Origin of the sequence: Pedobacter sp. AK017, from assembly GCF_014200825.1 — a bacterium.
Taxonomy (GTDB): Bacteria; Bacteroidota; Bacteroidia; order Sphingobacteriales; family Sphingobacteriaceae; genus Pedobacter; species Pedobacter heparinus.
In genome coordinates this window covers 292,110-305,266 of the sequence record NZ_JACHCW010000006.1, presented here as the reverse complement: position 1 = coordinate 305,266, position 13,157 = coordinate 292,110, and the positions used below count along the sequence as shown (strand labels likewise).

Below are 13,157 nucleotides of genomic sequence, written 5' to 3'. Positions count from 1 at the left end.
TATTGCATTATTAAAGTCTATACTGCATGAATTTAATTGGCAATATCATCTGGATTATTTTTGGCGGCATATTTATCTTCTTTGAATATATATTTGGCGGTTTAATCCTATGCCTAACTATTGTAGGAATTCCATTTGGCATACAATGTTTTAAATTCGCTATCGTCGGGCTTGCTCCTTTTGGCGTCAAAATTACCGATACTTCATCCAATACCGGATGTTTATCTACGCTAATGAACATCATCTGGTTTTTATTTGGTGGATTCTGGATTGTGTTAACCCACCTGTTTTTCGGTTTGCTTCTCTGTATTACAATTGTTGGAATTCCATTTGGAAGACAACATTTTAAATTGATGAACCTGGCTTTTACGCCTTTTGGGAAATCGATCAGGTAATTTTGTAGCTTTAGTAAAACATGATGATAAAAAACCAGGCTTTATAACTGCTGCACACAGGAGGTCCAGGCCACGCATGTAAATATGTCGCTGCTCCTGTTTATCAGTTTATTTGATCAGGAAGGCTCAATAACTGTCGTCTGGCTTTCAGACGTACGGCAAGTTTATTCACGTTCAGATTTTGCACTGTTGATCTTGTTTCAATACACAGGGCTGCAGCAATACCCGCACTTTCACCAATGACCATCCAGGCAGGTTCTACTCTTAGTGATGAAAAAGCGACATGTGACGAAGATATGCAAACGGGAACCAGTAAGTTTGTACATTCAGCGGCCTTTGGTGTTATGCTCCTGTATGGAATTTGATAAGCGATGCCCCGGCCTTCTATGCGTGTTTTTGCTGGAAATATCGTTCCTTCATTAATAAAGCCTCCGTCAGCAGTTAAAATTCGCTGGCAATCATGAGAATCGATAGGGAACGAGCCAATGCCAATGGGATCAGGTTTTTCTTTGGTCTCCAGGATATCTTTCTGTGTCAAAAAATATTCACCCACCATTCGTCTTGCTTCTCTGACATATAGGACCGGAGGAAAATGACCAAACTTGGTAAATTCATCTTTTGCATAACCCAGTTTTTTCATGCGATTTCGTACCTCATCTGGTACATCCGGATCGGTCATCAGAAAATATAAAAGCCCTTCTGTGTAATTACGGTGGTTAGTCCATATTTCCTTTCTGCGTTTTTGATTGGCATCTGGATAATCCCAATTCCCGCCAACCAGTCCTGTAGACAATTGCCCCACAATGCCATTGTTTGCATCCAGTTTATTTCCCGGAATCGGGTAAAGATCAATAGGAATACCAGCTTTAGGCGCTGCTTTATAAAAACGTCTGAACAGTTCGAATTGATGGGGATTATAATCCGAAGGCTTTTTAAACGGGATCCTGTTTGCGGGATCTTCAGACAGGCACAGCCGAAAACTGTAGGTCATAATTCTATGATCACCGGTTCCTTCAGGTGTAAGGACTGTACCGGTGATTAAAGGAAGGGGTCTTTTATCCGCATCTGATGAAATTACAGCTACTGGCTTTTTCTGATAAACAGCACCGGCAAAAGATTCTCCGAACTCATCTCTTCCCTCACGGCCTACTTTATAACTTACACCTGCTGCGGCCATCAGGTCGCCTTCATAGCTGGCATCGATGAACATTTTGCCTGAAAGCTGCTTTCCAGATCTCATTTTTAGAATTTGTATAGCTTTGTCTTTTAATCGTGCAGATTTTAATGTTTCGCCAAGTAATACCACTACCCCTGTTTCTTTTAACATCTCATTGAAAACAAGTTCAGCAATATGGGGCTCATAAGTCCAGTGTCTGGTATCCTTTTCCTCCACCTGGTAGGTAAGTTTCACGCCTTTGTCTTTGTATTTTTTTTCTACACGTTTGTGAAATTCCTCAAAAAGACCGCCTAAGGTCTCCCTGAACATTTGATTGGAGTCACTAAATCCAAGCCCGCCACTCATCATGCCCCCGGCGATGTGTAATGGTTCGATTAAAACAACTGATTTCCCTTCCCGTGCAGCAGCTACAGCCGCAGTAATACCTGCAGGCGTGGCACCATATACCACTACATCATATTCATGTACAGGCTTCCACGAAGTAAGGAAGAAAAGGATAAAAATGATTAAACTATTGTTCATTATTTAAGTTAGATAAGTTTTACTTTGCACTAAATCATGCCGGACACAAGTTATTTTAACGTCTGATTATTCCATTTCAAATAATTTCTCAAGGGGGGTGGTGACGGGGGAATAGTCGGGATTGGTATACATAATGTCAGACATGTATTTCCACCATTGCTGCATTATCGATGCTGTTCCTAAATCCTGTGAAGAGCCCGTACCAGCGGTCTTTTGAACCCCAAAAAGCGTATCTGATTCTTCGTCAAAAAAGATAGAATAATCACTGACGCCCTTACTTTTTAGCAGTTCAATCAACTCCGGCCAGATCTCATCATGCCGTTTTCTGTATTCTGCTTTAACACCAGGTAAAAGTTTCATCTTAAATGCAATCTTTTCCATTCATTTATGTTTAGTTTATGTTTACAGTTAACTTATACTTGCCCTTGCTCAATTCAAGCTTCCCTTCATTTTTAAACTTCAGCATTAAGGCCTCGCTGAGCTTTTTGTTATTGACCCTGATTTTTTTGATCCGGTAAACCTCAAACGGAAAGTAAATTTTTAATGGCGAGGGGGATTCGATAAGCTGATTAAACTCCTTTTCATTTGTAAAAGTATTTTTAACAGCTATTAAGCCTGCAACACTGCTTACGGTTGCACTGCAATTAATTAAACTGCCCATCTGTGGGGCAATTTTAACAGTTTCATAACCAGGCGAAGCTGGTTCTATTCCAGCCACAAATCGGGATAACAATATTAACCCACCACCGCTCCAGGCATGATTGTAAGAACCCCCTCCATAGCCGTTCACCCCTATTTTCCATCCTTCCCATAACGTAGTTAGTTCGCTGTCGACCATTGCTGTGTAACGTTTCTTTAACCGCTCCAACGCGATGTCCGCATAGCCCATTTTGAACAGGGCTTCCAACACATATTTTTCCATATAAGGGCTGGAGTGCTCTTCGGTTAAAAATACGTCCTTCAGCAGCGGATATTTGGCAGGCGCTGTCAATCCTGCAAGTACCGCCAGGGCATTTGACCTATCATCAGTTTGTCCTTTATAATCGGGAGAGCGATAGGCCTTTCCCGTCCAGAAACGAGTGTCAAAGCTTTTCTTCATCACACTCATTTGATTTTCAGCCCATTTAATTTCTTCTGCATGGTTTAAGGTTTTTGACATCTCCAAATAACCTTTACAGGCAAGGTAATACCACGCATTTGACATCAGATCTATATCAACGTTTTTTCCCCAATCGCCCCAATTCCAGCCGCCCGTTCGTGGGATAACCAATCCGTTCTTATCCATTTCCCATAAACTTAAATACTTTCTTATACTGGGATAGGCCGCTCTTATGGTTTCCAGATCTCCTGTATAATAATAATAAGTCCAAAAGCCATAATATCCCACACTGGTCAGCATTTGTACAGGCAGCTCCAGGTCAAAATTTCCTGCAGGTATAGGAGAAAACAATACTCCGTCTGATCTTTGCCAACCTGTCAGTTCATCAATTCCCTTTTTTGCAAGAAGATTAGCATCAGGATCCAAAGCATAAAAGGACTGCGTCATTTCAGTTACCTCATCACCCCACCATTGGGCCCGCTCCCTGTCCGGACAATCCATATAACTGTCCCTCATATTAACGTAAAGCGTCCGGGATGACTTTTCCCAAAGCTTATTGTAAAATGCATCATTACAATTAAAGCTCCCCGCAAATGTGGCATGATAACCTGTTTCCCGGTATCCCAGCGATAACACTTTAACGCCTTTTGGTATCACAAACATCATAACATGCCCGTTCATCCAACCGAAAGACTCATACTCCTGTATACCTGTTTTTGTGATATATTCTGCCCTAACATTGTTTTCAGAACCTCCAGAATAATTATCGGTAAACATTTCAATTGTTTTTCCGGCTGTAGCTTCAACTTTTAAATAAGGTGTAAATTGCGCATTATAAGGTAACTTAACTTTTATCGTATCCCCGGTTGCATTAAATGGAAAATTCAGGTTAAAATTTACGATGCCATAGTCTTTCCATTGCGGGATTGGCCGTTTGACCAGCTTATTCCAGGGCATACAGCCCGCTGGCCCAACAACAAACGGATTTCGCCATGTCTTATCGTTGTAGGATGCACTGGTCCAATCCCCCAGTGCCAACCTTGCATCGTAAATTACATTAGATTCAGCCAGACGGTAGTTCGGCTGATCGCCGCTATACACATTGAGATACGCAGGTACGACAGAACATTTCCATGACCGGTCAGAACAAATCTTACCTTGTTTATCCATATCAAGCTGAAAAAACATCCCGGCCCGCCCGCTCGAATGATGAGAAAAGCCGTTCTTGCCAAAATACCAAAGCAATACAGCAATGGTATTGGTGCCCGCTTTCAAGTATTCAGTAAGGTCTGCCTCATCGTAATAGGTATCGTCCGGATTTGGTCCACGCTTTAAGCCACCTTCAAATACAACTAATTTTTCATTGATATATAACCAGTATTTAGAATCTACGCTAATGTCCAGCAAGGCTTTAACAGGCTTTTCATCTAATTGCACCACCTTCCTGAATGCAATCCAGGAATTACTTTGGTCCTGGGCCTTATCACAAGTAATCCAACTTGTCGCTTTATCAAACACCTTTAAATCCTGGGATTTGGCGGTAAAACTGTACCAGGCAAGCAGGTTTAGTGCAAAAAAGCTGAATTTAAAAATCTGATTTATCATAAATTATTTATTAAGGATGAGTTTGCTATTGATGATTTTCACCTTTACCGTCCTTCCTTTTCTTAAACTTAACTTTCTGCCGCATAGCTCAAACTGGCAGTCTTTCCAGGCATACAGATTTAACTTTGCATCCCTGCCATTAATTTCACCTGTAAGTTTAACCCCAAGTATGGAATATACCCGGTCCAAATAGACTTTCCCTTCCCAGGGGTTACATTTCGCGATCTCTAGTTTATTGAACCAGTCGTCTACAAGGTTGGAGTATAAAGACTGCACAATAAGCGCATTGGTTGTGGTATAAAACGTGGCATCATAAGCACTACTGGTTTCATATAACTGAATCCATCCGTCGTCCGTATAATCTGCCTTTCTTATATTGGCCCAATCTCTTTTCCAACCATCCACATCACCTGCCCTTGAACCCGCAAGCAGAAATTCTCCAAGAGTCCATCCATAAAAATGAGGTTTACCAGCCTCCTGAGTAATTTCATATCTTTTTTGATATGCCATTATTGAGGCCGGGTTGGCTTGCTTGTTAACAGGCAAATAGGCAAGGTCATTCAACTGAACAGGATGTTTTTGCTTGCCCAGGTCTCCATCTCTGCCCGCTTTATTGGTAAAATATACACCTTTAGCCGATTTTAACGTCGGGAATGCCAGACCATCCAACAATATTGTCCTGTAAACCCCTTCAGGATCTAAATTAAGTTCCACCGCTTTTTGAAAACAGTATTTTGCACTAAAAAGGGCACATAAATAGTCTTGCTGATTGGCGCCCCCCATTTCATCCTGTCCCATTGCAGGTTTTATATACAAGTGCCAGTACCCCTCTTTTCCTTTTTTAGCCATATTCCTGTAGAATAATGCAGTCTGTTCAATCAGGTCGTAGGCATACCTCCTGCTCCAGACTTCGTCATTCACAAATTTTGAGGTTTCATAAGCCATCCTGCATAAATATCCAGAGTTATGGATCTCGTAATTAAAAATATTTGGCGGTCCGGGGGTGTGGTAGCCCTTAAAATCACCATAAGGAAAAACCCAGGGACAAAATACACCAGCTATACCATAAAGCCGTTTGGTATAATCCTTCATGCCCTCAATTTCAGCAGCAAACTGCTCTACCCAGGCTTTGGCAACTCCGATATTACCGGTACTGAGTAAAAGGGAATGGATATAAGACAGGTCCTGCGGAAAAGGAAAAGGCCATAAGTTCCCTGTAAAACCCATTGGGGCAGGAAATCCTTTTTTATCTTCATTAACTGTAGAAAGTATCAATCCCATTGACCTCACCCATAATTGCTGTGCATTTGTATCCGGCAGCATGAGTGTACTTGTCTGCTTCCATCTGGCATTCCACCAGTTTACGGTCCTCCTTCTTGAAACTGCTACGGCAGCTGAAACAGGTCGGTTGTAGGAAAGCTGTATCTGGTTTTGTCCGGGATGCAATTTCAACACCAGTTTATTGCGGCTTTCTTCAACACTAACATTTGTCAATAAAAAAACCGAAGCCTTCCTGTCCATACAATTCAGCTGGATTTCGAAATACTTCTCATGCTTGATGATCTTGGCTGTCTGGATTATTTTCTGTCCATAATGCACGTTAAGTGTCTCCATGGGGTCAATAATCACATCCGAAACCTGTCCTTCAACATCAATCGTAATCCCCGAAAGCTCCCGATCTACCTGATCGAACCAGGTTTCAACAGCAACTTTACCCCTGTCGGTTCCAAAACTTGTCTTGATAAAGCCGTTGTAAAATGATTGATGCTGCTTATAACTGACAACAGCAGGAGGCTCCTCATTCCAGTAAATTTTCAGTACAGGTATCAGATAATCGGCATTAAATTTGGCCCGCACCCAATGACTGATATGCATATATTGGGTCTTTCCAAACCGGTTTGTGTTTTTCTGGCAGGCCGGATTATTGTGCAGCCCTAAAGCACCGTATGAACTCCCGGATCGTCCATTTCCCTGGTAAAGATTGATCTGGGCCGTATCGGTAAAACTTGTCCGGATTACATCTCCTGCACCGATCATTTCTGAAATCCTGCGCTTAACATTTTGCGCATGGCCGGTAAATATCCATCCTGATACCATCAAAAAACAAACCGGGATGAGCTTTAAATATTTCATTAATTACAAGTCCCGCTTATTAATTTATTGTTGTTACAAATATTGGTCGTTTGGATAGTTGTTGAAGCACTATGGTAATTTGTTACCTTAAATACATAACCGCCCCCCAGTGTACAACCAATTTCATTGTTGGTAATCGTACTGTTACCGCTACAATCAAGCGGGGTCTTATAATCACCCAGCCAGATATTTGCTCCCATATGGCTGCCAGTGTATCCTCCAGTCGGGCCGGAATAACCTGCATTATATACTTTATTCCACATTATCGTATAACCATAACCAGAAACATGTATGCCATGGTTACGGTTGTTATAGATCAGACAATTGGTAATAGATATATTCCGATTGGTTGTACCTGTACCTACGTGATAAGAAGTAATGGCATCCTGGGTTGCAGCCGCCCGCCCGGTATCATAAATCGTGTCTTTATTTATGGTAATGTTTTTGGCAGAAGCTTGTATACCTATTCCTGCCTGTGCGGACACGGCCATATTATTGTGTGAAATCTCAATATCCTGACCGTAAACAGATATCATCTGCCCGCCCTGAACGGTGTTTTCTTCAGTTGCATCACAGCCGGCACGTCTCAGCTGACATCTGGTTACCGTCACATTGTTGGCTGCAATGTAAATCAGCGTTGAAGTTCCTCCAGTTATCCGCTTGCCATTCTGAACAGTGATGTTTATCAATTGTGCATCATCTGCTCCGGCGGGAAAAAAAATGCCGTTGGTTGGCATCCATTTCAAATCAATATTAAAATGCAGTAAAATGGAATTTGACGACATGCGGATAAACTCATGGTTACTTCCGGCATCGTTATAGCTAGCCGCATCAATTTTAACCAGCGCTTGTGTACCCGTACCCGTTTGGGATATCCGCGCATTGGCCGGAATAAACAAACGTTGCTTACACATATATGTGGCGCCTTTTTGCAAATAAAAAGTATTTGGCTGAGCAACTGAACCGCCAGAATAGGTGGCCAGATACCAGGCGATACTCCCTGTAGTGGCAGCGTTTCCATGATCGGTGATGGTATCCGCAGGTATGGTATAGCTTGATCCAACAGTAGCCAGGCTTGAAGTGCTTCCGGTTAGCAGTTTAGCCAATCTTCCGCCCTCGGCTAAGGGGCTATCGGCACTAAGGTTTGTGATTTCACGCTTACAGGAGCAGATTACTGTAGCTGCAGCCAGGAGCATTACGGCTACTGACCAATTGATTTTTTTCTTTTTCATATTTTAGGTTTATAATTGGTTACGATAGATTCCATAGGCTTATCTATAAAATCGGATATTATGCTTTGCTTTTAACACGTTTCTTTTTGAGCGCAAAGACAGATGATAAATTTCTTTGCCCCAAACCGCCAAACCGGGGTCTGTGTTCGGCTGTTTTTTGATAACTGCTTCAAAAATTTCAGGATCAAACCTGATATGCAATGCAGCTGAATCGGAAAGAACCAGTGTCAATACGCCCGGGCTTATCAGGCGCGCAGGAACTGCTGTAACAAAGTTGAGCTCAAAGGGCAGCCTATATTCCTTTAGTTCATATTCTTCGGTCAAATCAATGCTTCCGGCAGATGAATTAAAATCCAATTTTCTGACCCATTTGTTAACCGCAGCAGCTTCTGGATAAGCAGGTGCCAGGTCCATTACCAGGGTATTGCCATGTCTGTTGGCTTTAAACGATACATTTCTGGCTTTAAATGATGTTCCCGGACTTTGTACGCTTCCATTGATACTCGGGCAATTGTGCCAGTCTGAATTGTAGACCCATAATTTATACCGGTCTTGGGTAAAGGTTTCCCTAGTATATCTTGCAGCGCCCAGATCAACCAATGCCGGTAATCCGTTCAGGTATATGATAAAACTGCCCAGATCATTGTGATTGTGGCTTTCACCATTATTGCCACCCTTTGCAGCCATAAATAAACCATCTTTACTGCCGGCTTTTTGTCTGGTAAATAACACTTCCAGATTGGGCAGCCAGTTGGTCTGCTCCATTGGTGCCCTGGCGGGAATTCCTTTCAATTGTTTATGCAATTGAAGATTATTTAAAAATTTATTAAGGTCGTCCTGGGCGTACCCGTATTTTTCCGAACCGGAAAGATCATATAAATAACTTGCAAACTGTTGCAGTTTTTCATCCTTAAAAATAAGACCACCCATATAAACTATTGCGGGATCAGGTATAAGTTTTGCAGGTGCATCAGCAAAATTAACAAACCATCGGTCAGCAATGTGCGCTTTATAAATATAGGCAGCAATATGGTGCATCAGCTCATTATTGCCCCAGTTGAGCTTGTTTTTGGAAACTTCAGTTAATAAGTTGACATACTCCACCAACCTGCCTCCGGCAGCGCCCCAGTACCCCGGTCCTTCATCACAACCGCCATCAGCAGGATAGCTGTTGATAAACTTATCCGCACTGCTTATGTTCTTATCGATGACTTCCTGACGTTTTACCGGATCTTCAACGGCCAATAAGGCGGTTAGCAGAATATTGGTATTTATCCATATGTTCCAGTTGTTCATTTTACGTTTAGGATCCTGAAAGCCCATCCACCAGAAATCGTTACGCTGCAAATAAGGAGTAAGGATGCGTCTGTTTAGCTCATAGTCTATCCGTTTGATCAGGATTGGAGAAATTTCATCCAGTTTTGGCTTCAGCAAAAACTTTATCCAGGACAATAACATGGATGTTTCTCCGGCAAACAGGTCAACTACATTTTCGTTAGGGTCGGGTAAGCCGGCTCCCTCTTTTTGTAAATACATGTGCGCAGGCAGGGCCCAGGAACTCTCTTCCAGGATTAACCATAAACCATTCGCAATTTCAGGAAGATACTTGCCTTTTCCATCTATCAGCTCCGCTATAACCAATGCGTTCAGCTTTTTTCGCCTCGCAAAATAAAGGGCCTCATATACCGAACGGTTACCTGCGGTATTGAACAGCAGATAATCAGTTGCTTTAGCTACTTCCCATGGTGTTCCCAGCACTTTATTTGCAGCAGATAGGATATGGGCTTTTACAGCATCCGGAATTGATGCCAAGCCTTTACCCATGTTTATTTTTTTAAGCGCTTTCCATGAACTTACATCCAGGCTTTCAGCCCCAGCCTTCAGGCGATACTCCTTTTCTAAAAAATTTCGCTGCACAATTTGTGCATCTATGGCAGTGCTGGTAAAAATACCCCATAAGAATAAATAAACGAACAAATAGATTTTCACAACTTTATCATTTTTTAAGTGTACGATACCTTAGCATAGCCTCTACATAATAATAATCAGCATAGCTTAATGGCACATCCACTTCACTGCCTGCCGGTAAAAAACCGACACTATGCTTTAAAATGAAACCTCCATTTGTACCTGGCTGAGCAAGATATTCTGGTGACGACAGCTGCCTGAGCATAGCTTCGGCCGTTTTTAAGTAAACCTTGCCCTTATCTCCTTTGCTAAATCCGCTCAATTCTATCAATGCAGAACTCATTACAGCAGCAGCAGAAGCATCTCTGGGCGCAGCGGGTTGGTCAGGCGCATTAAAATCCCAGTAAGGAATTTTATCTGCAGGCAGGTTCGGATGCTTCAAAATATAATCCGCAATGTGCATGGCCATTTCCAAATATTTTGCATCTCCGGTTTCCCTGTACATCATCGTATAACCATACAGGGCCCATGCCTGCCCCCTGGCCCATGCCGATTCATCACTATAGCCCTGCTCTGTAAGCTTGTTTAATACTTTACCAGTTTTAGGATCATAATCTATAACATGATAGGAACTATAATCTGGCCTGAAATGATTTTTAATGGTCAGGTCGGCATGTTGTTTTGCAATGTTATAAAACCTTTGATTACCTGACAAACGACTGGCCCAGGTAAGCAACTCAAGATTCATCATATTGTCAATAATCACCGGGTATTTCCATTTTTCAGGCTTATGGTCCCAGGACCGGATCAACCCTACTTCATCATGGAATCGCTGAGATAATGATGCAGCGCTGTTCAACAGAACAGGATCATATGCTTTGGTTTTAAACAATCTTTTTGCAGTTCCAAAACTACAATACATCATGAACCCCAAGTCATGTGTTCCGGTATTGAACTGTTCCTTTTTCAATACTTTAAGCTTTTTCAAAGCTTCCTCCTTAAACTTATTGCTATTGTTGAATTCGTATAACAGCAATAGCGTACCCGGATAAAAACCGCTGATCCAACTTGGAGAAGTGGCTGTTAACAGCCTGTTGTTTTGAAAGGTCCTGGGAAACAAGGTATCAGGAACAGTTTCCATCAACTGCAGGTATTGGCCCGCTGAACGCGATAAGGCCGAATCTGTGATCTTTAAAATTTCAGGATCAGCTTTAAGTGTTTTGCGTTTTTGCGCCTGTAAGTCTGCGGCAAAAAAAAAACATAAAAAGGAGGCTAAACAGCAGGCAATATTTAATTTATTTACCATAAAAATCTGATGATACTTATTTAATAATTTTAACCTGCTTTGGAGCGTCTACTGTCGTTTTGATTTTCCCGTCAGGCATTTTTAAATGATTTACTTTTATTAATCCAAAGGGCGTAGGAAAGCTGCCGCTTACTGATTTCAGATCGCCAAGATGGGGCTCAATCTTAACAACTTTACAACCCGGGGCCATAACTTTTATGCCCAGTACATGTGTAGTAAGCCAGGATGTGGGTCCTGCAGCCCAGCCATGCGCCAAGCTGTGCCTGAGGTTCTTGTAGCAATAAGCCCCGTATGTTGCATGGACATCAACTTTATCTTTAGGAACAATTTCATCGATCCTTCCGGCATTTTCTTTCCAGGAAAGATCAAAATCCTCCCAGAAAGTAGTGGCACCTAAATCCAGCATCCCGCCCCAATAGTCCCTGATATTATTGATAGCACCCTGATAGTCACCAGCCATTGCTTTAGCCTGGAGCATATAGTAGCCATAAAAAGTAGAGAATCCCCTGGTACTGTCTTTTGACAGGACAGTGTTGGCCTGTTCAGCCGGCAAAAGCCCGGCTAAGGCAAGCAATGCAGCTGCTTGTTTGCTTTCAGCTATATCAGGGACATTTTTCTTTAAAATTGCAACAGCTTCATCACAGGCTCGGGCAGTTTCCGCTTCCTTTAAAATATGGCACAGCTCCGATCCCGCTGTTAAGGTCATTACCAGCATGGCCTGCAGCCCGGCATGTATAGCCGGCTTATTCTCAGAGGAAGGCCAATCCAGGAAACGATTGCCGTCCAGGGCTTCCTTCCCGTCTTTTATTTTAGTCATCAACTGCTTCAAAAGCCCAACCAGGTACTGCCTTTGCAACTGCAGGTATTTCATATCTCCCTGATGAAGATACCAGTCGCGCTGAATAAGGACCCACCACATAGAATAAGAACTGATTCCATTCATCCATGCCGGCAGTGGTGTAGCCGCTTTAGCCAGATCCAGACTCATTGGAACAACTTCATTATAACCGAATACACTGTTGATCACCATCATCTCAGGGTGCATATCCCCAATCCACACCAGTTTGTCACGTTTAATGCCATCCCATAAATATTGCTGCATATTTAAATGAACAGTATATGCCCCGGTTGCCCAAATTTGGTTTAAACGTTCATCATCAGAATGAAAAGACCCCAGGTAAGGAATATCCCTGTACATGAATATCGCACTCACTTCCTTTAACAAAAGTTCAGTATCAGCCTCCAGCAGGTCAATTCTAACAAATCTAAAGCCTGTGTTACCTACTTCCAGACCACCCAGCCATGGCAACTCTATAATAAAGTCGCGCATGGCATGATCATTAGTTGCACCGTCAGTACCACCTACATCAGACATGGCCTCAGTTACGGATTCTCCAAAACGAACCCTTACTTTCACCGGTGTTTTCGTTCTCATTAAACCCGTAGTAATTTGCAGACCGCCAAAAATTTCTTTGCCAAAATCAATTAAGAAACCTGTTTTTGAGCTTTTATCATTTTTTAGCACCGTTAGGTCTTTATTGACCAGCTCGGCCTGGCCATTGCCAACTTTCAACAACCTATCTGCATGCTGGATGTATTTTCCAGTCGCGTCAGACCGCCATATCATCCGTTCCGGAGGTAAATAATAGCGAACTCTAGGATCTTTTTTTAAACCGGTGGCAATTGGCTGTTTAAAAACTGGCGGCAACTGAGCATTCGTCACAGTGGTAAACGCCCAGGTTAACAAAGAAAGAAAAACAAGGTATCTTTTCATTTTATA

General features: G+C 42.3%; 9 protein-coding genes. 1 reads left to right on the top strand and 8 read right to left on the bottom strand.

Features of this window, described 5'->3' with window-relative positions:
* Positions 1 to 26: 26 nt before the first annotated feature.
* Positions 27 to 395 (top strand): YccF domain-containing protein, encoded by a 369-nt coding sequence (locus HDC92_RS11090; protein WP_012781133.1) that lies wholly within the window; start codon positions 27 to 29, stop codon positions 393 to 395.
* A gap of 103 nt (positions 396 to 498) precedes the next feature.
* Here the strand turns inward: HDC92_RS11090 and HDC92_RS11085 are convergent, their stop codons facing one another.
* The 8 genes from HDC92_RS11085 to HDC92_RS11050 all read right to left on the bottom strand — a co-directional run bounded on the left by HDC92_RS11085 (position 499) and on the right by HDC92_RS11050 (position 13,151).
* Positions 499 to 2,094, bottom strand: coding sequence for an FAD-dependent oxidoreductase (locus tag HDC92_RS11085; RefSeq protein WP_183874485.1), 1,596 nt, complete (start codon positions 2,092 to 2,094; stop codon positions 499 to 501).
* Positions 2,095 to 2,160: 66 nt separating this feature from the next.
* Positions 2,161 to 2,475 (bottom strand): L-rhamnose mutarotase, encoded by a 315-nt coding sequence (rhaM, locus tag HDC92_RS11080; protein ID WP_012781131.1) that lies wholly within the window; start codon positions 2,473 to 2,475, stop codon positions 2,161 to 2,163.
* Positions 2,476 to 2,485: 10 nt separating this feature from the next.
* A complete protein-coding gene (locus tag HDC92_RS11075) occupies positions 2,486 to 4,798 on the bottom strand; it encodes an alpha-L-rhamnosidase N-terminal domain-containing protein (RefSeq protein WP_183874483.1) in 2,313 nt (770 codons plus the stop codon).
* A 3-nt stretch (positions 4,799 to 4,801) separates the two neighbouring features.
* Positions 4,802 to 6,931, bottom strand: coding sequence for a hypothetical protein (locus HDC92_RS11070; RefSeq protein WP_183874481.1), 2,130 nt, complete (start codon positions 6,929 to 6,931; stop codon positions 4,802 to 4,804).
* Positions 6,931 to 8,163, bottom strand: a complete 1,233-nt coding sequence (locus HDC92_RS11065) for a hypothetical protein (protein ID WP_012781128.1) — start codon at positions 8,161 to 8,163, stop codon at positions 6,931 to 6,933. Before HDC92_RS11065 ends, HDC92_RS11070 begins: the two co-directional genes overlap by 1 nt.
* A 39-nt stretch (positions 8,164 to 8,202) precedes the next feature.
* Positions 8,203 to 10,152, bottom strand: a complete 1,950-nt coding sequence (locus tag HDC92_RS25320; RefSeq protein WP_183874479.1) for a heparinase II/III family protein — start codon at positions 10,150 to 10,152, stop codon at positions 8,203 to 8,205.
* A 7-nt stretch (positions 10,153 to 10,159) separates the two neighbouring features.
* The gene (locus HDC92_RS11055; protein ID WP_183874477.1) at positions 10,160 to 11,377 is read right to left on the bottom strand and encodes a glycoside hydrolase family 88 protein; all 1,218 of its coding nucleotides are present in this window, start codon (positions 11,375 to 11,377) and stop codon (positions 10,160 to 10,162) included.
* 16 nt (positions 11,378 to 11,393) lie between these two features.
* Positions 11,394 to 13,151 carry an alpha-L-rhamnosidase C-terminal domain-containing protein gene (locus HDC92_RS11050; protein WP_221270953.1) on the bottom strand — a complete coding sequence of 586 codons (1,758 nt, stop codon included), beginning with the start codon at positions 13,149 to 13,151 and terminating at the stop codon, positions 11,394 to 11,396.
* Between the last annotated feature and the right edge of the window lie 6 nt (positions 13,152 to 13,157).

Excerpts from the sequence above, each read along its gene's own strand:
- HDC92_RS11090 (WP_012781133.1), top strand. The coding sequence starts at position 27 with ATGAATTTAATTGGCAATATCATCTGGATTATTTTTGGCGGCATATTT.
- rhaM (WP_012781131.1), bottom strand. The coding sequence starts at position 2,475 with ATGGAAAAGATTGCATTTAAGATGAAACTTTTACCTGGTGTTAAAGCA.
- HDC92_RS11070 (WP_183874481.1), bottom strand. The coding sequence starts at position 6,931 with ATGAAATATTTAAAGCTCATCCCGGTTTGTTTTTTGATGGTATCAGGA.
- HDC92_RS11055 (WP_183874477.1), bottom strand. The coding sequence starts at position 11,377 with ATGGTAAATAAATTAAATATTGCCTGCTGTTTAGCCTCCTTTTTATGT.
- HDC92_RS11085 (WP_183874485.1), bottom strand. The coding sequence starts at position 2,094 with ATGAACAATAGTTTAATCATTTTTATCCTTTTCTTCCTTACTTCGTGG.
- HDC92_RS11075 (WP_183874483.1), bottom strand. The coding sequence starts at position 4,798 with ATGATAAATCAGATTTTTAAATTCAGCTTTTTTGCACTAAACCTGCTT.
- HDC92_RS11065 (WP_012781128.1), bottom strand. The coding sequence starts at position 8,163 with ATGAAAAAGAAAAAAATCAATTGGTCAGTAGCCGTAATGCTCCTGGCT.
- HDC92_RS11050 (WP_221270953.1), bottom strand. The coding sequence starts at position 13,151 with ATGAAAAGATACCTTGTTTTTCTTTCTTTGTTAACCTGGGCGTTTACC.